Below are 21545 nucleotides of genomic sequence, written 5' to 3'. Positions count from 1 at the left end.
TCTTCGCCCCATTTTCAAAGAGAGCACAACATGAAAATTGCTTTAGGTATTGAGTATGACGGTACTCACTACTATGGTTGGCAACGCCAGAAAGATGTAATAGGTGTCCAAGAGAAATTAGAGAAGGCACTGGCTATTGTCGCTAACCATCCTGTTGAAGTGTTTTGTGCCGGTCGTACTGATGCTGGTGTACATGGTACTGGGCAGGTTGTTCATTTTGAAACGACCTCCACACGCAAAATGGTGGCATGGACAATGGGCGTAAATGCAAACATGCCTAAAGATATCGCGGTACGATGGGCTAAAGAAGTCCCTGATGAATTCCATGCTCGCTTTACTGCCACAGCAAGGCGTTATCGCTATATTATCTATAACAGCCCGTATCGTCCGGGAATCATGTCTTCAGGTGTTAGCCATTACCATGGTGAGCTTGATGAGGCGAAAATGCAGGAAGCGGGGCAGTATCTATTAGGCGAGAATGATTTTACTTCATTTCGCGCTTTGCATTGCCAATCAAGAAGTCCATGCCGAAATATGATGCATTTAAATGTCACACGACATGGTAAATACGTCATTATTGATATCAAAGCAAACGCCTTTGTTCACCACATGGTGCGCAATATTACGGGCAGTTTGATTGCAGTCGGGCGTGGAGAGAAAGATCCTGAATGGATTAAATGGCTATTAGAAGCAAAAGAGCGAAAGCTGGCAGGAGCGACCGCAAAAGCAGCAGGTTTATATCTGGTTGATGTGGACTATCCGGCTGAATATGAGCTGCCAAGAGAGCCGATCGGACCGTTGTTTCTCGCGGATAATTTGAACTAATTGTGAGACTTAGGTTCAAAAACTAATATTAATGGGCAGGTAAGATAGAATTTGAAAATAGGTACAACCAGTTTTTTATCTACACTTGCCATTTATTGTGGTTTAATCCTCACGCATATATTCCAAATTTACATCTTTCGCAATCAAGTGAAAGAGCTGACAGAAAAGGTCTTCCATGAGTTGGCTTGAAAAAATTTTAGAAAAAAGCAACATCGTTACTTCACGTAAAGCGTCTATCCCTGAAGGGGTTTGGACTAAATGTACTTCATGTGAACAGGTTCTTTATCATGCAGAACTAGAACGTAACTTAGAAGTTTGTCCTAAATGTGATCATCACATGCGCATGAAGGCTCGTCGTCGTTTAGAAACGTTTTTAGATGAGAATAATCGTGTTGAGCTCGCGACGGAGTTCGAACCACAAGATAAACTGAAATTTAAAGACTCTAAGCGTTACAAAGAGCGAATCTCAATTGCACAGAAGAATAGCGGTGAAAAAGACGCGCTTGTTGTTATGCAAGGTGAGTTGCTAGGCATGCCATTGGTAGCTTGTGCTTTTGAATTCTCATTCATGGGCGGTTCAATGGGCTCTGTAGTCGGTGCTCGTTTTGTCGCGGCTGTTGATGCGGCTATCGCAAGTAATTGTGGTCTCGTTTGTTTCTCTGCAAGTGGCGGTGCTCGTATGCAAGAAGCACTGATGTCATTAATGCAAATGGCAAAAACCAGCGCGGCTCTTGAGCGATTGTCTTCAAAAGGATTACCGTTTGTATCTGTGATGACAGACCCAACAATGGGTGGTGTTTCAGCGAGTTTAGCTATGCTAGGCGATATCAATATCGGTGAGCCTAAAGCGTTAATTGGTTTTGCTGGTCGTCGTGTTATTGAACAAACCGTACGCGAAGACTTACCTGAAGGTTTCCAGCGTAGTGAGTTTTTGCTTGATCATGGTGCTATCGATATGATCGTTGACCGCCGTGAAATGCGTCAGCGTGTCGGCAGTTTAGTTGCGAAAATGACGAATCATAGCTCTCCATTAGTAGTTTCTGTGAACGATTCACCAAATGAAACGACTTATGAAGTACCAGAAGCTTCTGAAAAAGGGTAAAGTAGTCGCTAACAAACCAATATTAATTGATGGTTATTAGTTAGATGAGTCAAAACCCAATCCCACAAGCCACATCACCTCTATCGATGTGGCTTGATTATTTATCAAACATCCACACGAGTGCTATCGACTTAGGCTTAGATCGCGTACAAGCCGTTGCTGCTCAAACCAAGCTTACTAAACCCGCACCTAAAATCATCACCGTTGCTGGAACAAATGGCAAGGGCTCTACCTGTGCCTTAATGGAAGCCATCTTGCTTGATGCAGGCTATTCTGTTGGCGTTTATAGCTCTCCCCATCTGATTCGTTATAACGAACGCGTACGTGTTAATGGTCAAGATCTACCTGATGAAAAACATGCACAGGCTTTTTCTTATATTGAGCAACAGCGTGGTGAAATCAGTTTAAGCTTTTTCGAATATGGCACCTTGGCAGCTCTGAGACTGTTTCAAACGGAACAGGTCGATATTGTGTTGCTGGAAGTTGGTTTAGGTGGTCGTTTAGACGCGACAAACGTTGTTGACCATGATGTTTCTGTTATTACCAGTTTAGCGGTTGATCATGTTGACTGGCTTGGTGATGACATTAACGTGATAGGTTTTGAAAAAGCGGGAATTTTCCGTTCTAACAAACCTGCTATTTGTGGGCAACCTAAGCCTCCAGCAACTGTTGCCGCTCATGCCGATGATATTAATGCAGAGTTTCATCAAGTCGGTATTCAATTTGATTACTCGCTGACAGGTGATACTTGGGTATGGAAAAGTGGGTCGTTTACATTAGAGGCTTTACCTATTCCGCAGTTGCCTTTACCTAACGCCGCCACAGCGATAATGGCATTGGGTTGCGCTGAACTTGATGTTAGCGACGTGAATATTGTTAATGGGCTTAAAACTGCATCACTGCCTGGTCGAATGCAGACGCTCTCCGAGGCTCCGAAGATCATTCTTGATGTCGCTCATAACCCCCATTCCGCTGAATATTTAGTTAAGCAGATGCAGGCGCATTATTCAGATCATTCGATCCATGTTGTCGTTGCGATGCTGCATGATAAAGATGTCGCGGCGACACTTGAGGCACTAAAACCCATAGCCAACTATTGGTATCCTGCGTCTCTTTCTGGGCCTAGAGCGGCTCTGGCCTCGGAATTGTGTCAGTCCCTTGAAAGTGATGTAGAGCAGTACCTTACGGCTGTTGATGCTTTTAACGCTGCGTTGGCTACCGCGAAAGATAAAGAACTTATCCTTGTAGTCGGTTCATTTCATACCGTAGGTGAAGTACTCGATTACTGGCAAAAAAAAGGAATCTAGATGGCAAGTAAATTTCAAAGCCGCTTAGTTGGAACGATCATACTGGTTGCGATGGGTGTGATTGTTTTACCCGATGTTTTAGATGGTCAAAAACTGCATTACAAAGAAGAATTTGCCAGCATCCCAATTAAACCAGAGCTTGATAGTGACGTAGAAACTTTCGAGTTGCTGGATCCCATTGAAGATGAATCGGTTCTGCCAGATTCACCTGTAGAAGTTGTACTTGATTCGAATGTGGATCGCTCGGATGTAAATAGCTCGAAGCCTTCGACGACATCTGCATCTAAGGATCAGGTAAAAACGGTTGCGAAAGTCGTACCTGAAAAGAACGATTATCAAGACAGTGCGTGGATCATTCAACTGATGGCATTAAAGAGTGCAGATAATGCTAAAAACTTAGTGAAGGATCTAAAGAAACGAGGTTACCAAGCTCATACGAAGAAAGAAAATTCATTTACTCGTATTATTATTGGCCCTGATGTATCAAAAACGAAACTTGAGCGACAAGTTAAAGAATTGGAAAAAATAACTGGTTCTAAAGGTCAATTGCTCAAATTTAAACCACTAAACCCATAAGAAAACGTTTGCGTCGCGTTTTTTTCTGTTAAAATGCGCGCCAACTGAGATGTAGAATTCATGAATTGGTTAGATTTTGTCATTTTAGGTGTGGTCGGATTTTCAGCTCTGATCAGTTTAGTTCGCGGCTTTGCAAAGGAAGCATTGTCATTGGTGATTTGGTGTGGTGCATTTTTTATTGCCAGCCAATACTACGCAAAACTTGCGGTGTATTTTACCAATATTGCAGATGATATGTTCCGCAACGGAGCCGCAATCGCAGCACTATTTGTTGCAACGCTCGTAGTTGGGGCTCTAGTTAACTATGTTATCGGTCAGCTAGTGCAAAAAACAGGGTTATCGGGTACAGATAGAGTTCTTGGTGTCGTTTTCGGCGGCTTACGTGGAATTCTAATTGTGTCAGCACTGCTGTTTTTTATGGATACATTCACCGCCTTCCCAAGTTCTGAGTGGTGGAAGAACTCGCAATTGGTTCCTGAATTTAGTCGAATCATTGCACCGTTCTTCGAACATTTACAAGCAACATCAAGTTTCTTATCTGGCGCAGTTTAGCGCCAGTAACTGTCGCCAAATTGAGGATTAGGACATGTGTGGGATTGTTGGAATCGTGGGTACATCACCTGTAAACCAGTCTATCTATGACGCGCTAACGGTTTTACAGCACCGTGGCCAAGATGCCGCTGGTATTGTTACCATAGAAAGCAATCGTTTCCGTCTGCGTAAAGCAAATGGTTTAGTGAAAGATGTCTTTGAAGCAAAACACATGCAACGTCTACAGGGCAACGTTGGTATCGGCCATGTTCGTTACCCAACAGCAGGTAGTTCAAGTGCTTCTGAAGCGCAGCCATTTTATGTTAACTCCCCATTTGGTATCACCTTAGCTCATAACGGTAATTTGACTAACGTGAATGACGTGCGTGAAAAACTCTTTGAAAAAGACCGCCGCCACGTTAACACCACTTCAGACTCAGAAGTGTTACTCAACGTTCTTGCTCATGAGATTGATACTGTTAAAGGGAACGTGACATCTGAAGATGTATTTCGTGCTGTCGCGAATGTCCATCGAACTATCCGTGGCGCTTACGCGGTTACGGCAATGATCATCGGACATGGCATGGTGGCGTTTCGTGACCCTCATGGTATCCGTCCTTTGTGCTTAGGTAAGCGCGAAGTGAATGGACAATTTGAATACATGGTGGCTTCAGAGTCAGTTGCACTGGATGCGGTTGGTTTTGATTTTGTTCGTGATGTTGCGCCGGGCGAAGCGATTTACGTTGCGTTTGATGGTCAACTCTTTACTAAGCAATGTGCCGACAACCCTCAGTTGAATCCTTGCATTTTTGAATTCGTTTACTTCGCACGCCCAGATTCGTTTATTGATAAAATATCAGTATATAGCGCACGCGTAGAGATGGGAAAAAAGCTAGGTGAGCGCATTAAAGATGAATTTTCACATCTAGACATTGATGTTGTTATTCCTATCCCAGAAACATCTTGCGATATTGCCTTGCAAATTGCTCAAGCAATCGACACTCCATATCGTCAAGGGTTTGTTAAAAACCGTTATGTTGGGCGTACTTTTATCATGCCGGGGCAGCAGCAACGTAAGAAATCCGTTCGCCGTAAACTGAATGCGATTCGCTCTGAATTTAAAGATAAAAATGTGCTTCTAGTCGATGATTCGATTGTTCGTGGTACAACGTCTGAGCAAATTATTGAGATGGCTCGAGATTCAGGGGCGAAGAAAGTATTTATGGTGTCGGCAGCGCCAGAAGTTCGATTCCCGAATGTGTATGGTATTGATATGCCAAGTGCAAGTGAGTTAATTGCTCATGGCCGTGATAACCAAACTATTTGCAATCATATCGGTGCAGATGCGTTAATCTATCAAAAACTTGAAGACTTAGTGGATGCCGTCGGTCTTAGTAATCAAGATATTGCGCGTTTTGACGCGTCGGTATTTAATGGTGAATATGTGACGGGTGATATCGATCAAAACTACCTCGATTTTCTAGAATCGTTGCGCAATGATGACTCGAAAACTGCACGAGAAATGCAGCAAGATTTAGCCAATTTAGAACTGCATAATGAAGGTGCTTAAATTTTTGATGTTTAATATTCTTTCTTCTTGAATGACAGTTACCTAGTTGAAAAAGAAAACCCAGAGTCAACAAGCTCTGGGTTTTTTATTGTCGCGGAAACCAACGTTTAATGAAGGCTGTAGGCAATCATAAAGTCGATAAACAGACGCACTTTTTCTGGTAGATGATCTTTGTGATTGTAAAGCATGTAGATATCACGCGAGTTTGCACTCCATTCTTCAAGGATCTGAACAAGGCTGCCGTCTTCAATGTACTCTCTGATCATGACATCTGGCATCAGCGTAATCCCAAGTCCATCAGAACAAGCATGACGAATCACATTCAGTGCATTGGCTTGGAATCGACCTTTCTCACAGTTAACAATGGTTTCACCGTTCGAGTTTGTCAGTTGCCATTTGATTAATGGGCGACCTTTCAACAATGAATGTTGTGTTAGCTCTTCAGCATGCGTAGGAGCCGGGTGGGCTGCCAAATAGTCAGGACTCGCCACTAAAATATCTTTTACTTCACTCAGTTTTCTTGCGATCAGGCTCGAATCTCTTTGTGGACCGACGCGGAAAATAACATCCCACTCTGTTGGGTCGAGCTGATCGGCTTGATTGCTCATGGTTAGCTCCAGATTAATATCAGGATACTTTTTCATGAACTCACAAAACATTGGCATCATCATGCGCTTTGTTAAGTTTGATGGTGCCGATATTTTAATTTTACCAGAGGCACCACGACATTCGTCCGTTAGCTCTTCTGTGGTTGAGGCTAAACTCTGCAATAGAGGAGAGCATTCATTGAAAAAACGTTCGCCAGCCTCGGTTAATGAGAGTTTGCGAGCGTGACGATTTAAAAGCCTTAAGTTTAAAGAATCCTCTAGAGCTTGGATACGTCGGGTAATTGTTGCAACAGGAATCATGGTTTTACGCGATGTTGCAGTATAGCTTCCATTTTCGACAACGAGTCGAAATAGGTTTAAATCGTCTAATTTCATACTTTCAGACACACTTTGTTACGAATCCAGTTAATTTAAACGCAAATCCGTGATCAATGTTTGCGTCACATCAACATGTTGCGTCATTTACAATAATCCATATATATAGTATGCATCACTAATAACGAGTGGCGCATTTGTATAAATGGCATTTCAAGGCTACTTTTTATATTAGTGTGTATTTGAACAACAATAATAAAAAATACAATGATTAATTGACTAAGCATTGTGAGGCGCAAGCTTATGTATAAAACTCACAGTCGATCCATAATGACCTCGGCACAAGAAGCGATCAACCCAAAACTGATCATGTTGGTCGATGATGACCCTATCTTTCGACGCATCACAACAGCGTATTTAGAAGTTCAGGGCTACAAAATTATTGAAGCGGAGAATGGTTTAGATGGCTTACAGAAGTTAAGACATTCAGAACCTGATCTGATTCTGTGTGATCTCTCAATGCCAATATTAGACGGCATCGAATTTGTAGAAGAGGTCAGTTTAGAGTACCCATCGCTGCCATTGATTGTTGTTTCTGCAACAGAAGAGATGTCAGATGTTGCCAAAGCATTGCGTTTCGGGATTAAAGATTTTTTACCCAAACCCATCGATAACCATGAGCATCTAACCTCTGCAATTGAAAATACCTTAGAGGATACGTTTAACCACCTCGCCGATCAGCGCGATTTTGCCAGCCAATGGTTTCGCGTGGATGATGGTGGTGACATACCAGCGGATCAAGAATTGCATTGGCATTTAGAGTATTTAGAGAATAATCCATCCTCGGCTCGTAGCTTGCTTCATGCGTTGTTACCCGACAAAGATACATCTCAAGGCAGCTGGAAGTGCAGTTATCGATTATTACAGTCAATCGATAACATGCCGTTGGTTTTTGATTATGCTTGGTTGATCAACGGACAGTTTGCTTTTTATCTCGTCGATTCCTCTTCAATAGAGGAGGGTGGGGTTGCCACGACTTTGCTAGTTCGTGCACTTTTTGATGATTACTTACGTAATTTGAAGTGCTTCAATGCCGATCTCAAAGATATGGCGGAGATTCTGGAGAAAGGGCTCGCTTGCTCAGAGTGTGCCGCACCGGTTGAAGCGTTATTTGGTGTCGCTGATTTATCGCAAGGTACGTTGTCTATCTTACCTGCGGGTTTAGATGGGCAGTGGTCAAATGGATATGTAAGTCAGCACCTTCCCGCGGGAGTTCGGTTAGGGGAAAATTGCGTTAAAAATTTCATCACAATGGATTTACCGATTCAGTCTGGCTGCCAGCTCTCATTGAGTAAGTTGGGGGCAAGCAGCTTTAGTTTGGATATTCATCAAGGCTCTAGCCAATAGTCTTTCACAGCAAGATACATAAATAACAAGATTACATAGTAATAACCTTACATAGCATCGGTTTTTCTGTTAATTGCTTTCAGGTATAGTCTGCCACCTAAAACAATTAACACTCAACCCATTAACTTTTGGTTAACGGTATTGAGTTGGAAAAGTGAAACATCTACATCTGGAAGAGCTCATGGCAGACAACGAAACATTTAACGAACCGTATAATATTTTTTATTTTTTGGGGTTAGTGGCAGCATTGCTAATTCCGACACTACCTGCAACACTGACGTGGATTCGTATATTCAATGGTTACGCTGTTTTTTAAGCGATACTACGTCAATTTAAGCTCATGTTGAGCAGATAGGAGGTCATCATCAGTATTCGGCATTTAGGATTGAATGTGATTGGTGGCCTTAGTCTTCTACTGGGTATCGTGGGGATCGTGCTGCCACTCTTACCTACCACACCCTTTTTATTGCTTTCTAGTGCTTGCTTTGTCCGTAGTAGTCCTCGGTTCCATCACTGGTTGCATACTCAAAAAACACTTGGTCCCATTCTAGAAAACTGGCAAAGAAACGGCGCTGTTACGAACAAAGTTAAAATGCGCGGTTTGGTTCTCATTCTGTTGAGTTTCTCTTTTTCTATCTTCATTGCCCCGATTCTTTGGGTGAAATTTACCCTGATTGCTATGCTTGTGGTGCTGATCACTTGGTTTGTTCGTATCCCAGTGCACGAGCCAGTTGCTAACCGGCAAGAAAATCACTAGCATTACGTAGAAATGTGCCTGCTTTTCGAAGTGGGCGTTTGTTTTTTCAGCATTATGAATATTCAGCCTTATTGATAACTGTTGAGAACTAACCGTTCTTTACCCCTTGCGATAAAAAAATAATATTTAGGATGTAATGAGCCAATCTAAGTAAATTTATTATTATGACTACAGAAACAATTTCTCTGATCAAATCAAGCATCAAAAGCATCCAAGATTACCCAAAAGCGGGCATTTTATTCCGTGATGTAACAAGCTTGATGGAAGACCCAGCGGCATACCGCGCAACAATTCAATTGCTGGTAGAAAAATACCAAGGCATGGGCTTTACCAAAGTGGTAGGAACGGAAGCTCGTGGGTTCCTATTTGGTGCTCCTCTTGCTTTAGAATTAGGGGTTGGTTTTGTCCCAGTTCGTAAACCTGGAAAACTGCCTCGCAACACTATCGCGCAAACTTATGAGCTAGAGTATGGTGTTGATACACTAGAAATTCACACAGATGCGATTGTGGAAGGTGATAAAGTTCTTGTTGTTGATGACCTGCTGGCGACTGGTGGCACTATTGAAGCGACAACTAAGCTTATCCGCCAATTAGGTGGTGTAGTGGAGCATGCTGCTTTTGTTATCAACTTGCCAGAAATTGGTGGTGAGAAGCGCCTTCAAGGTTTAGACCTGAACGTATACAGCATTTGCGAATTTGAAGGGCATTAATCTGCCAATCGTAAGAATGAAAACGTTGTTATATACAAATTCGTTGGAAATTAGTTAATGAGTTATCTTGCCTTAGCGCGAAAATGGCGTCCAACCAAATTTAATGAAGTGGTTGGTCAAGCCCATGTTCTTACAGCATTGGAGAACGCACTTAGCCAGAATAGGTTGCACCATGCTTACCTGTTCAGTGGCACTCGAGGTGTGGGAAAAACCTCCATCGGTCGCCTCTTTGCTAAGGGGCTAAACTGTGAAACGGGAATTACTTCCGAACCTTGTGGTGAATGTTCTACATGCCGTGAAATTGATGAAGGGCGATTTGTTGATTTATTAGAGATTGATGCAGCGTCTCGTACTAAGGTTGAAGATACTCGAGAACTACTCGACAACGTTCAGTATAAACCGGCTCGTGGTCGATTTAAGGTTTACCTGATCGATGAAGTTCACATGCTCTCAAGGCACAGTTTTAACGCGCTTTTAAAGACGTTAGAAGAGCCGCCTGAATATGTGAAATTCCTTCTTGCGACCACAGATCCGCAAAAACTGCCGGTGACGATTTTATCTCGTTGTCTTCAATTCCATTTGAAGCCAATCAGCGTTGATAATATTCACCAGCAGTTAGACCGAATTTTAGAACAAGAGCAAGTCACAGCAGATGCTCGTGCTCTAGGCATGATCTCGCACGCTGCTGACGGCAGTATGCGTGATGCGTTGAGCTTGACTGATCAAGCGATTGCTTTGGGTAATGGCAGTATTATCACTGATACGGTTGCTCATATGTTAGGTACGCTTGATACCGATCAAGCGATCCATTTGTTAGAGGCGATTAGCAGCAAGCAAGCTCAAGTGGCAATGGATAGTATCCAAACGCTTGCGGAAAATGGTGTTGAGTGGGATGGCTTACTGCGCCAGTTGTCTACTCAGTTGCACCGTGTTGCTATGTACCAAGCTTTACCATCAACACTGGATCAAAGCCAACCTGATGCGGCTAAAATTGAGTTGTTGGCTAAAAGCTTAACGCCGCAAGACGTACAGCTCTATTATCAGATTGCACTTAAAGGTCGTGAGGATTTACCTCTCTCTCCAACTGAACGTGTTGGGTTAGAGATGATTGTCTTACGTATGATGGCATTTCGCCCTGCACAAAGCGTCGGAGCAAGTGCTATTACGAGCAGCGACAATACCGCAGCTTCTGCACCGGAAACTGCGTCAAGTCAGCAAGAGCTACGCAGTAATCCGGTGCCTCAGCCGAGTACTTCTCAAAGAGTACCGTCTCAGTCTGTTGGTCAAGATCAGCCAGCTCCTGTTACTCCTGCACCATCTAGTCCACGACAGGCTGTGCCAACGCCGCAATCGCAAGCTCAGTACAATCAAGCTTCGCAAGCCCCTGTCTCTGATCCGCATTATGATCAGATGGTTCCGCAGTATGATGATGTTCCTCCGAGCGACTACCATCATGGGAACGTACCACCAGAATATGGAAATAGTCCGTACCCTGATAGCTCGTATTCTGATGGCAAGCATGCGAATGAATCCTATGCGAACTCAGGTACAGCACAAGAGTCGCCTGTAACGAGACCGGCTGAACGACCTGTTCAAGCGCCCGCGAGCAATACGCCTGCGTCCCCTGTGAGTAGCCTTCGTCATCAGTTACGCTCTCAGCGTCGCAATCAAAGCGGCGACAAGCCAACGTCTGGTTCTCCAGTAAAAAAGGCTAAAGCGGCATCAGCAAAAACATCAGTATTAGACCGTGTAGCGCAAAAGCACGGTAATTCTGAGTTGGTGTCGCCACTTTCTCACACTCATGCGCCGCAAACAGATAAAAAACCAGATGATGAAGCATATCGCTGGCGTCCATCTAAACCTGTTGTGGCTGAAGAGAAAAAAGAGCTTACACCGACTCAGATAAAAAATGCGTTAGAGCATATTAAAACCCCAGAAATGGTGGAAAAATTACTGCAAGAATCTGTAGGAAAAGATGCTTGGTCTGCAACCATTCAAGGATTAAACATTCCTAAACTGGTTGAACAGCTCGCATTGAATTCGTCATTTAAGAAAACAGATTCATCGATTGAACTTCACTTAAGGGCGACACAAGCCCACTTGAATACCGATCGTGCACAGAGTGAATTACTACAAGCGCTGAACACTGCGTACGCGGAAGAGTGCCATCTAACAGTGACGATCAGTGACGAAGGTGAAACGCCTCTAGAACTGCGCGAAAAACTCTATCAAGCGAAGCTTCAACAAGCATTTGTTAGCTTAGAAAGTGATTCAGTCGTACAATTTATTGAAAAACGCTTTGCGGCAGAGCTTGACCGCGATAGTGTTCGACCAATTTAACGCAGAATGCGGGTTGAATAGTCGATGACTCAACCCCATCTATTTGAACATAACTCAATAAACCAGAGAGATTAACATGTTTGGTAAAGGCGGTATGGGCAACCTAATGAAGCAAGCCCAGCAAATGCAAGATCGCATGCAAAAGCTTCAAGAAGAAATTGCAAATATGGAAATAACAGGCGAGTCAGGTGCTGGTCTAGTTAAAGTTACTATCACTGGTAGCCACAGCGTTCGCCGTGTTGAAATCGACGAAAGCTTGATGGAAGACGACAAAGAGATGCTTGAAGATCTTATTGCTGCTGCATTTAACGATGCTGCTCGTCGCGTTGAAGAGACTCAAAAAGAAAAAATGGGCTCAGTAACTGGCGGTATGCAATTACCACCAGGCATGAAGATGCCATTCTAAGAGTAACGATATAAATAATGCGTACTAGCCATATGCTGGAGCATTTGATGGAGGCCTTACGCTGTCTACCTGGGGTTGGTCCCAAGTCGGCACAACGTATGGCCTTTCATTTGTTACAGCGAGACAGAAAAGGTGGTCTGCAACTCGCGGATGCACTTTCTCAAGCAATGACTGAAATAGGGCATTGCAATGAGTGTCGAACTTTTACAGAAGAAGAAACATGCCATATCTGTACGAATCCAAAGCGTCAAGAAAATGGACAGTTATGTGTGGTGGAAAGCCCTGCTGATATCGCAGCCATTGAAGCGACAGGCCAGTTCTCAGGCCGATTTTTTGTTTTAATGGGGCACCTATCTCCATTAGATGGGATTGGTCCGAGCGATATTGGTTTAGATACGCTGGATTATCGCTTACGTCGTGGAGATATCTCAGAAGTTATCTTAGCAACCAACCCAACGGTTGAAGGGGAAGCGACGGCTCACTACATTGCTGAGCTTTGCCATGCCCATGAAGTTGGCGCAAGTCGAATCGCTCACGGTGTTCCTGTTGGTGGTGAGTTAGAATTGGTGGATGGCACAACATTGTCTCATTCGCTACTGGGTCGACAACGAATCTAAAAATGCCGCTCAACGAGAGCGGCATTTTTTTAGGTGATTCGTTCGAGTTCCGTGATGTTGTCTAGCGCTTGTTGATTGGTTTTCCCGCAAACATCCGGACAAGCTTTAAAAGCGTGACACACCTTTGGTCGTTCCGGCTTACCAAAGAGTTTGCACAAGTTGTCATCGTTGAGTTGAATGCAACGAACCCCTGCCGGCTTTCCGTTTTCCATCCCTGGTATAGAAGAAGATATGCTAGGGGCGATACAACAAGCGCCACATCCGAGTCTGCAATCCATAATAAGTACCAGTTGAAGTGATTAAGGGGCGCGATAGTAGCAGAAATTATCCATGCGCACAGCAAGGTGGAAAACTTTTTATCCTTGCACTTTGTGTGTCATGGCGGTATAAATCGCCTCCCACGTAATAAGTAAAGAAGTAGACTGATGAGCACTCCATTCTGGCAAGAGAAAACCCTAGGACAAATGACTGAACAAGAGTGGGAATCTCTTTGTGACGGTTGTGGGAAGTGTTGCTTGCATAAATTAATGGATGAAGATAGCGATGATGTTTACTACACCAACGTTGCGTGCAGCTTACTCAATAGCAAAACCTGTTCATGTAAAGATTACCCAAACCGATTTGAATCTGGTGAAGAGTGCTTGAAGCTAACTCGCGATAAAGTTGACGAGTTTAACTGGTTGCCTGAAACCTGTTCTTACCGAGTGCTAGCGGAAGGAAAACCTTTACCTGCATGGCATCCACTGATCACAGGTTCAAAATCTGCAATGCACGCAGAGGGTGAAAGTGTACGAAATAAAGTAGTATACGAAATTGATGTGGTTGATTGGGAGGACCACATTTTGAATCACCCAAATCGTAACTAAAGACATGCACTAAGATATATCGTAGCCCAATAGATAGCCAAATTTCTAAAATAAAGCCAGCGGATAATTCCAGTGGCTTTATTTTTTCGATTCATGCCAGTTCTCGTCCACCCAAATACTATTCACTAAACTCTAACGAATATTCACCACTTATTTAGAACTCGTGGTGTACACTTAGACTATCTATATGAAACAAAGACTTGTCATAGGTGAGGTTGTCATGGAACCGTTTTTCCGTCGCTATTCAATTTTCTCTTTTTTTAGTTTGTTGGTGTTACTTGCCACTTTTGTTATGCCTAGAGCCTTAGCCGAGGAAGAGGTTGAGGCTCCGGTTTTATCGAAAGTGGAGCAAAATATTGCGCAAGTTAATCAGGATATTCAAGAGTTATCGAATGCATTAACTACCGCAACAGGTAATGAGAAAGACGCGATTCAACTTCAACTGTTCCAAAAAAATGATGATCTACGCTCTTTTTTGGCTGGAGCGGTTAGCCGAGGAACCATCCCTAAAGATAAACTGATTTCTCAAGTTAAAATGCAGCAAAAATACTCCCAAGGCGCTGCGATTTATTTAGAAGAGAAAATCCGAGCGCTTAATGAAAAAATAAATGCCGCCACGGATGAACAACGGCTTGCAATGCTAAACGAGTCTCAAGAGTTGCAAACCTATCTTGATACGGTTGTGGAGGCTAATTGGCAAAATATCGAATGGCTTAAAACCCTCGGGGTGGACGAAAGCAAACCGGAGAAAATGTATCGGGAGTTGGTAGTAAAGCGGCTAAGGTTGACTTATGCATCTGTTGAATATTTTAACCAGCAGGTCAAAAGTGTCGGTAAACAGTTAGCGGTGAGCCCTGAATCAGAAAAAGCTTCGCTTCAATTGAGCCAGTTAGTCATCAATCAACGACTTGATATTGCGGTTGATAGTTTACGCTCCATGCTCTCTATTGCCGATAAACTTGATATTGATACCTCAGAATATAAGCGTTTGATGTTTGAAGTGACGGGAAGTATCACTCAGGATTTACTCGACAGTAAAGTGCTCTGGTCTTTGGTGACAAATTGGTCTTCGGACCTTTGGAGTTGGGTGGCGAACAATGCGCCTCAGCACGTCTTCCAGTTATTTGTGTTTGTATTCATTCTGTTTGCAAGCAGTGTTGCGGCAAAGTTAGTACGTAAGATCACTAGCAAAGCGGTTGTATCAAAAAACCTGAAATTATCGCAATTGATGCAGAACTTTTTTATCACCATATCGGGCAATGTGGTGTGGGTTCTCGGTATTTTAGTCGGGCTATCTCAATTAGGGCTTAATTTAACACCAGTTCTGACCGGTTTCGGTATCGCGGGTGTCATCATCGGTTTTGCATTGCAAGATACGTTATCGAACTTTGCAGCAGGTATGATGCTGCTGATTTATAAACCATTTGATGTTGGCGATTTTGTTTTTGCTGGTGGAGTCGATGGTAAGGTGAGCCATATGAGCTTGGTTAACACCACAATCAAAACCTTTGATAACCAAATTATTATTGTGCCCAATAGTAAGATATGGGGTGATGTGATTAAGAATGTGACGCATGAAAGAGTTCGCCGAGTCGATATGATTTTTGGTATTGGCTATGGCGATGACTTGCTAAAAGCGGAGTCTGTTTTGACTGACATTGTTACCACCCATCCTGCTGTGTTACGAACGCCTGAGCCCGCAATTAAAGTACATACGTTGAACACTTCTTCTGTGGATTTCATAGTCCGCCCTTGGGTGAAAACTGAGGATTATTGGGATGTGTATTGGGACGTAACGAAAGAGGTTAAACTGAGGTTTGATCGTGAGGGGATCTCGATTCCATTCCCACAGCAAGATGTTCATCTGCATATGGTGAAAGGTCAGCAAGAATCCTGAATAGGTGTGTAACAGACACTTTCTTCCATATGATCTGTATGACTACTTTATCGGTATGGCTACTCTAAAGTAAAAAGCGCTCCGTTCAGAGCGCTTTGACCTGATTATTTTACTTGGTCTTTAATATATTGCCCCAGTTCAGAGTGGTGCATAATTTTTGACACTGGGATAATGTTTTCTGCTGGTCCCCACGCAAAAACGTTCACTGGCGTGTGCGTATGAGTACCAGTACCCCAAACGGTGTTTTGGCCAGTTGCTTGTTCTCTTGCGAGTAAATTACCACGGTCGTTGTAAGGGAAAAATGCATCAAAGTCGTTTATCGCTGGTACATTCTCGGCATCTAAATATTTATGGCCAGCAAGTCTATATGGGTTGGGCTTACTCTTCATTACTTTTGCCGCTTGAGCTTCTGTAATTGGGAATTCACTATTTTGGTTCACTATCTCTGCCAGTTTTGCTGGTGTTTGTTGGGCTTCATCGAGTTTTTCAAATGCGCTGATCATGCCGTAATAACTCTGTTTTTGATTGTACAGGCCATCTAAAATTTCAAACTTTCCGAAATTGAAGTTAGGGGCATAACTGCGCTTCTCAAAAGCTTCGCCAGTGCGTTTTTCTGGTTTTGGTAACTTATCTGAAGAGTAACTAAAGCCGAATGAACCTGTCTCATGGTCGGCAGTGACGATAATTATTGTATCTTCACGACCTTGAGCCCACTGGTAGACCGAGTTTACCGCCTCATCAAATTTAATCATTTCGTGTAGCATTGTTCCTGCATCATTGCTATGACCTGCCCAGTCGATCTGTCCTCCTTCAACCATCAAGAAAAACCCATCCTCATCTTTTGATAAGACATTGAGTGCTTTTTCTGTCATCTCTTTAAGCGAAGGTTGAGTGCGGTTCGGATCGCGTTTCGAGTTGGTATAAGCGATGCCGTCATTCATTCCTGAATAGGCGAAAAGACCTAATAATTTATCGCCTTGAGCACTGTCTAACATGGTTTTGTTAAACGCTAAGCTGTAGCCATCAGTTTGGGCTTCAGCGAGTAGATTTCGCTCATCTTTGCGTTTTGATTTAAGGTATACATCACCGCCTGTCAGAGCTTGTAGATCTTTATAAGTTTGTTTTTTGTCATTCGTCGACTTCGGGATCCAGTGACGTAATCCGCCAGATAACATGACATCAACACCAGTATGTAGCATATCTGATGCAATATCATTCTCTAAAGAACGATGAGGTTGATGAGCCGCAAAAGAGGCTGGAGTGGCATGAGTTAGACGTGTATCTGACACCAACCCAGTCGCTTTCCCCATGCGTTTTGCCTGTTCTAATACGGTTTCAACATGATCGCCATTTGAGTTGATACCGATAACCTCTGAACCCGTATAGATACCCGTTGCTAGCATTGTAGCTGAACACGCGGAATCAACCACAATCGCATCTTCTGGATGAGTTAATGATGATCCAATTACGCCTTGTTGAGCGAGCTTATAGATAGCCGTTGTTTCTCCTTTATATACGGAGTGCGGCGCTCGATTAGCGTATGTTTCAAGTAAACCAACTTGTTGCGGTCCCATGCCATCACCAATCATTAGGATGACATTTTTTATCTCAGCAGATAGAGCAGAGAAGGAGAGCGTATAGGTTGCTGCGGCTAAGATAAGTGGTTTGATTAACGGCTTCATTTTCTATTCCTTATTGATAAAAGCGGGCTTAGTTAATCATTGATATGTGACAGTTTTAATAAACTAATAGAAAACTATTATGACAGAAAAGAAAATTCAAGGAGTGGGTTATCGGTTTGTGCTATTTACAAGTAAGGTGATGGCTGCCGTGTGAGATTGTTGTTTTTGAGGGAGGAAGCTAAGAAAAGGAAGAGTTTACGTTCACGGCAAATTCTGGGTGAGATACCCATTAACGAAATTAGCGTATAAGGTTGTGTAATAGATCGTTCGAATCAGTTAACCCGACTTAGCTGAGTTACGCTAAAGCTAAAATTATGCCGCCAACGGTTACCGCTGCGGAAAGATATTGCCCTGCCGAATATGAGCTGTCTTTCTCCTCTTCTATTTTTTCAGGACTATCCATACCAAGTGCGCCATGTGTGAATGCCTCCACTTTTTCTCCAACCGTTTTATCTTCTGCTGGTTTAGTGCTCTCTTTATCAATTTCTTGTAAGGCAGCAAGGAGAGCCTTACCTTCATTGGATAGCGTGACAGTATTTTTCTCTACTTTCAACGAGGTAGCAACGGCACTGGCTTTATCGCTGTCTATTTGAGGCTTGATCTGTTGCTGAGTGTTAACTGTTGCTGAACTCATACCTACAGGTGTCATGGTGATCTCCCTTCCTAACCTTCAGATAATATATCGACAGGTTCGTGAAAAACTTGTGTAAATTAGATTCAATTTGGATAAAAAACGCTCGAAAGGTAATAAGCAAAAAATGAGCCATCTTGAACGTATGGGCATTAGTAAGAGGAGGGGATTTGAGTTTTAGAAAGGAAATAGATGTATCTCTTGGCCCTGTTACTTATTAAGTGAATAGGCACCAAGAGAAATATCATTAAGGGCTAGTCACACTTCAGATCTTTGTTGCGTTGGCTGAGAGCTTTATAAGCTTTCATTCTATTTTCAGGTTTAACAAAACGGGTTGGGGGATCAAGAACAAGCAGTTGATAATCTGAACTGTTGGGTTGAAGCTGAGTAACTGGCGTGATCACCACAATGTTCAATGCTGAGTTACGATTGAGGATTGAAGTTGCGGTGCCCAATCCACCCTCAGTATGAAACTTTCCTGCAATGTGCATCACTTGTTTGTCAGGGTTTTGAGCTAAGTAATGGGTGATACTTTCTGCCATCGTTTCATCCCAGCTAATCTGTGCGGAGTACTGCTTTTCTGTCTGCTCTGGTGTTCCGTGGTGCAGTGATGCCATGAATTTTTCTTTATATTCAGACGCAGAATTATCGACCGTTTCGGCAATGTCGCGACGTTGTTGAACGGGAAGCGTTTCTAAATACTCTAGCCCAACTCTCCCTATACACTGAACGATGGCTTTTGGCGCGTTTGCTGCGATCACATCGACCTGATTCGACTTAGCATATTCGATGAGAGGACGGTAATCACTTTCATAATTGGGCCATGCATTCGCTTGCTTCGTGAATGGTTGTTCGCCAATCTCTCCTGCAAGATACTGATTAAGTACAGGTTGTGAATCTCGTGAGAATTGCTCCATCGACAGAGTGATATTGGCCTTTTGAGTATTTAGCTGTTTGAGCAAATCGGTTTGAAAACGGTGTATCGCTGAGTGCGTATGCCACTCGCCAATTAAAATGACATCGGCGTCAGTAATGTGCTCAGGAAGCGCACTTATTGACAGTATTTGGCCAGTCGGAGTGGTAAGTTGATAGTCGTAGAATGTGTGGACTTGCTGATTTTGAACCGCAGAGACGGAAGCCGAGTGGAGCACGTTTTCAGATTGTGGGCTAAAAATAGACGCTGCTGAGCAACCTGTGAGTAGAGTGGTGAGAAAAACAAAAATAATACGCATATGCGCCGCCTCCAAAAAATAAGATGGTGATAATAATGGAGGCGATTATATTTATCAATAATAATGAGTATCATTCTCGACAAATAATGGCAAAAGCCTTTTTGACTTTTTGATAAAAGCCTTACTGTTTGCGGTAGACTCTAAGCATAAAATCAGCTTCGCATTGAAATAGTGATGCTGATTTAAGTTCTTGTCGAAGTTCATCGCTGGCTTTCCAAGCAAAAGGGGTCATTTGTAATAAGTCGAACGCCTCTTGGCCTGGCAAATCCATCATGTAGTTCAATTTTTGCTGATGCTCCAGCGCAAAGCCTTCAATCTCTTCTGCTTCTTCACTGTGTAGCTTTACTCCATCATAAATACGCTCTCTAAGCTGATATAAATGACGGCCAGCAGGTGTTACGGTGATAACAACACCATGATCAGACACGCAGCGTACAAGCTCATCTGCTTTACATGGGGCATAGATACGTAAAATGGCATCCAGAGAATGATCTGCGAAAGGTAAGCGATGGCTTGAGGCTACTGAGAAGTGACAATTAGTGTAGCGTTTAGCTGCATAACGAATGGCAACTTTAGAGATGTCGAGTCCAAATACGCGAGCATTTGGGGATTGAGCCGTGATGCTTCGTTCGATCTGATCGGTGTAGTAACCTTCGCCACAACCTATATCAAGAAGTTGATAGTTGGTATCTGCTAAATATGATTGGCATAGGCGAGCGACTTCTTGACGCATAGGATCGTAGTGATTTCCTTCCAGAAAACGTCGACGAGCTTGCATCATCTCCTTATTATCACCTGGATTTTTACTGTGCTTATGATGTGCCGGCATCAGGTTTACATACCCCTCTTTTGCCAAATCAAATTGATGGTTCTTGACGCATTTAAAGGTTTTGTCTACTTGCGAAAGAGCCTGTTGGCATAGTGGGCATTGATAAGCCATAACGATCCTTGGGAGTTATATTGCTACTAAAAAATAAGGCGCAAGTTTACCAAAACCGCGCCTCATGTCACCAATAAATACGGCGACGCTCTCTCGCTGAATTCATTTTATTCAATTGGATTATTTAACTAAAATTTCAGTAACGAGTTGGTGGCTTTCACCTGGTTGCAATGTCTTACCCATTTCGATGCTTGGGGCATGTAAAGCCGATTCTACACATAACATGGTCAAGTAGCCGTCATCAGTCATATCAGCCATACCTTGAGCGCCTTGAGCCCACGGGTTCCATAATACGGCTGAATTATCGCCTTGGTTTTTAACCACAAGAGTGCGTTGTAGTTGGTCATCTTGAACTTCAATCTGATCCGTTGGAGAGGTGTAAACGCGATCAATGGTATCGGTGAGTGTTAGCACATCTCCACCTTGGCATACTTTCGCATCAAGTAGGCTATCAATATATTCAGAACCCATACCGGTAGTTTGAGTTTGGTGAATATCACCAACATTGAGGTAGGTATGGAGGGCTCCTGAGAAAACCCATGGCTTGGTATCGGTGTTGCTGACATCCAGAGTGACTTTCAGTGTTTCTGTTATTTCGATGTTTACGCGGGCTTGGAATTGATGCGGCCATATGGCAAGAGTGCGCTCATTTTGTTCGAGCCCTAGGCTAACGATGACGCCATGATGGTTTTCTCGGTGATCGATCAGTGTCCATTGGCTCGTACGTGCAAAACCATGAGCAGGTGCGGCGATGCGACCAAACCAAGGCCAGCAGATAGGAATGCCTCCACGAAATGCTTTTGCAGTATCGAATTCTGCATTGTCACTTAGCCAAATGACATCATCTTGTCCTTGAGGTTTGAACCATAAGACGTGCCCACCGTGCAAAGAAATACCTGCTTCTGCTTTTTCGTGGATCACTCGAACAATTTTAATACCGTTTTTTTCAATGATGGTGACGTTGTCAGATAGAACTGACACTGTTGGAAAGTGGCGTAAAGTCATTAGATACTCCTTGAGTAAGATTGCATTCGATTGCCGACGTGCACATGGCAATCGAATGCATTTTAGTAAATGTGTGTTTGCAGTATTGAACCGAGATATTGCAAGACGATCCTAAGCTTTAAAATGTGCAGTTAGCAGTTAGCAGTTAGCAGTTAGTTCTGATTTCTGAGGTTAATGCTAAATAGCAGGTACAAAAAAGGCGACAATTAAGTCGCCCTTTA

Annotated in this window: 20 protein-coding genes and 2 pseudogenes; 15 read left to right on the top strand and 7 right to left on the bottom strand. The window is 43.2% G+C overall.

Features of this window, described 5'->3' with window-relative positions:
- Positions 1–30: 30 nt before the first annotated feature.
- The 7 genes and pseudogenes from truA to purF all read left to right on the top strand — a co-directional run bounded on the left by truA (position 31) and on the right by purF (position 5911).
- The gene (gene truA / locus L4C39_RS05625; protein WP_017053067.1) at positions 31–825 is read left to right on the top strand and encodes a tRNA pseudouridine(38-40) synthase TruA; all 795 of its coding nucleotides are present in this window, start codon (positions 31–33) and stop codon (positions 823–825) included.
- Positions 826–1000: 175 nt separating this feature from the next.
- A complete protein-coding gene (accD, locus tag L4C39_RS05620; protein ID WP_017053068.1) occupies positions 1001–1927 on the top strand; it encodes an acetyl-CoA carboxylase, carboxyltransferase subunit beta in 927 nt (308 codons plus the stop codon).
- Between the two features lie 44 nt (positions 1928–1971).
- The gene (folC, locus tag L4C39_RS05615) at positions 1972–3234 is read left to right on the top strand and encodes a bifunctional tetrahydrofolate synthase/dihydrofolate synthase (protein WP_429744928.1); all 1263 of its coding nucleotides are present in this window, start codon (positions 1972–1974) and stop codon (positions 3232–3234) included.
- Positions 3235–3460 (top strand): annotated as a pseudogene (locus L4C39_RS05610) (cell division protein DedD); the annotation flags it as partial.
- A 68-nt stretch (positions 3461–3528) separates the two neighbouring features.
- Positions 3529–3810: pseudogene (locus tag L4C39_RS05605) on the top strand (SPOR domain-containing protein); the annotation flags it as partial.
- A gap of 60 nt (positions 3811–3870) precedes the next feature.
- Complete coding sequence (locus L4C39_RS05600; protein WP_017053071.1) at positions 3871–4362, top strand: CvpA family protein; 492 nt, start codon at positions 3871–3873, stop codon at positions 4360–4362.
- Positions 4363–4396: 34 nt separating this feature from the next.
- Complete coding sequence (gene purF / locus L4C39_RS05595; RefSeq protein WP_171757029.1) at positions 4397–5911, top strand: amidophosphoribosyltransferase; 1515 nt, start codon at positions 4397–4399, stop codon at positions 5909–5911.
- 107 nt (positions 5912–6018) lie between these two features.
- Here the strand turns inward: purF and L4C39_RS05590 are convergent, their stop codons facing one another.
- Entirely contained in the window at positions 6019–6894 is an 876-nt protein-coding gene (locus tag L4C39_RS05590; protein WP_017053073.1) for a LysR family transcriptional regulator, read from the bottom strand.
- A 243-nt stretch (positions 6895–7137) separates the two neighbouring features.
- On the opposite strand from L4C39_RS05590, the gene L4C39_RS05585 reads away from it, so the two are divergent.
- From L4C39_RS05585 to recR, 6 genes are all read left to right on the top strand, one after another.
- Entirely contained in the window at positions 7138–8241 is a 1104-nt protein-coding gene (locus L4C39_RS05585; protein ID WP_029203424.1) for a response regulator, read from the top strand.
- A gap of 391 nt (positions 8242–8632) precedes the next feature.
- Entirely contained in the window at positions 8633–8998 is a 366-nt protein-coding gene (locus tag L4C39_RS05580; protein ID WP_429744925.1) for a YbaN family protein, read from the top strand.
- A gap of 164 nt (positions 8999–9162) precedes the next feature.
- A complete protein-coding gene (apt, locus tag L4C39_RS05575) occupies positions 9163–9708 on the top strand; it encodes an adenine phosphoribosyltransferase (protein WP_017053076.1) in 546 nt (181 codons plus the stop codon).
- 57 nt (positions 9709–9765) lie between these two features.
- Positions 9766–12048, top strand: a complete 2283-nt coding sequence (gene dnaX / locus L4C39_RS05570) for a DNA polymerase III subunit gamma/tau (protein WP_429744923.1) — start codon at positions 9766–9768, stop codon at positions 12046–12048.
- Positions 12049–12124: 76 nt separating this feature from the next.
- Entirely contained in the window at positions 12125–12454 is a 330-nt protein-coding gene (locus L4C39_RS05565) for a YbaB/EbfC family nucleoid-associated protein (RefSeq protein ID WP_113799868.1), read from the top strand.
- 17 nt (positions 12455–12471) lie between these two features.
- Complete coding sequence (recR, locus tag L4C39_RS05560) at positions 12472–13071, top strand: recombination mediator RecR (protein ID WP_029203426.1); 600 nt, start codon at positions 12472–12474, stop codon at positions 13069–13071.
- Between the two features lie 29 nt (positions 13072–13100).
- Here recR and L4C39_RS05555 read toward each other — a convergent pair whose 3' ends face one another.
- Positions 13101–13349 carry a YkgJ family cysteine cluster protein gene (locus tag L4C39_RS05555; protein ID WP_113799870.1) on the bottom strand — a complete coding sequence of 83 codons (249 nt, stop codon included), beginning with the start codon at positions 13347–13349 and terminating at the stop codon, positions 13101–13103.
- Between the two features lie 147 nt (positions 13350–13496).
- On the opposite strand from L4C39_RS05555, the gene L4C39_RS05550 reads away from it, so the two are divergent.
- On the top strand, positions 13497–13937 hold the full coding sequence (locus L4C39_RS05550) for a YcgN family cysteine cluster protein (RefSeq protein ID WP_017053080.1): 441 nt from the start codon (positions 13497–13499) through the stop codon (positions 13935–13937).
- A gap of 220 nt (positions 13938–14157) precedes the next feature.
- Positions 14158–15834 (top strand): mechanosensitive ion channel family protein, encoded by a 1677-nt coding sequence (locus L4C39_RS05545; protein WP_429745244.1) that lies wholly within the window; start codon positions 14158–14160, stop codon positions 15832–15834.
- Between the two features lie 104 nt (positions 15835–15938).
- On the opposite strand, the gene L4C39_RS05540 is transcribed toward L4C39_RS05545, so the two are convergent.
- From L4C39_RS05540 to L4C39_RS05520, 5 genes are all read right to left on the bottom strand, one after another.
- A complete protein-coding gene (locus L4C39_RS05540; protein ID WP_371712286.1) occupies positions 15939–17516 on the bottom strand; it encodes an alkaline phosphatase in 1578 nt (525 codons plus the stop codon).
- Positions 17517–17811: 295 nt separating this feature from the next.
- Positions 17812–18165 (bottom strand): hypothetical protein, encoded by a 354-nt coding sequence (locus L4C39_RS05535; protein WP_017053083.1) that lies wholly within the window; start codon positions 18163–18165, stop codon positions 17812–17814.
- 236 nt (positions 18166–18401) lie between these two features.
- Positions 18402–19379: a ChaN family lipoprotein gene (locus L4C39_RS05530; protein WP_429744919.1), complete on the bottom strand. Its 978-nt coding sequence runs from the start codon at positions 19377–19379 to the stop codon at positions 18402–18404.
- 121 nt (positions 19380–19500) lie between these two features.
- Positions 19501–20319 carry a 23S rRNA (guanine(745)-N(1))-methyltransferase gene (gene rlmA, locus L4C39_RS05525; protein WP_429744917.1) on the bottom strand — a complete coding sequence of 273 codons (819 nt, stop codon included), beginning with the start codon at positions 20317–20319 and terminating at the stop codon, positions 19501–19503.
- A 120-nt stretch (positions 20320–20439) separates the two neighbouring features.
- Positions 20440–21324, bottom strand: coding sequence for a D-hexose-6-phosphate mutarotase (locus tag L4C39_RS05520; protein ID WP_429744915.1), 885 nt, complete (start codon positions 21322–21324; stop codon positions 20440–20442).
- Positions 21325–21545: the final 221 nt, after the last annotated feature.

It is taken from the genome of Vibrio clamense (assembly GCF_050337905.1).
Taxonomy (GTDB): Bacteria; Pseudomonadota; Gammaproteobacteria; order Enterobacterales; family Vibrionaceae; genus Vibrio; species Vibrio cortegadensis.
This window is presented reverse-complemented; position numbering and strand designations above follow the sequence as displayed.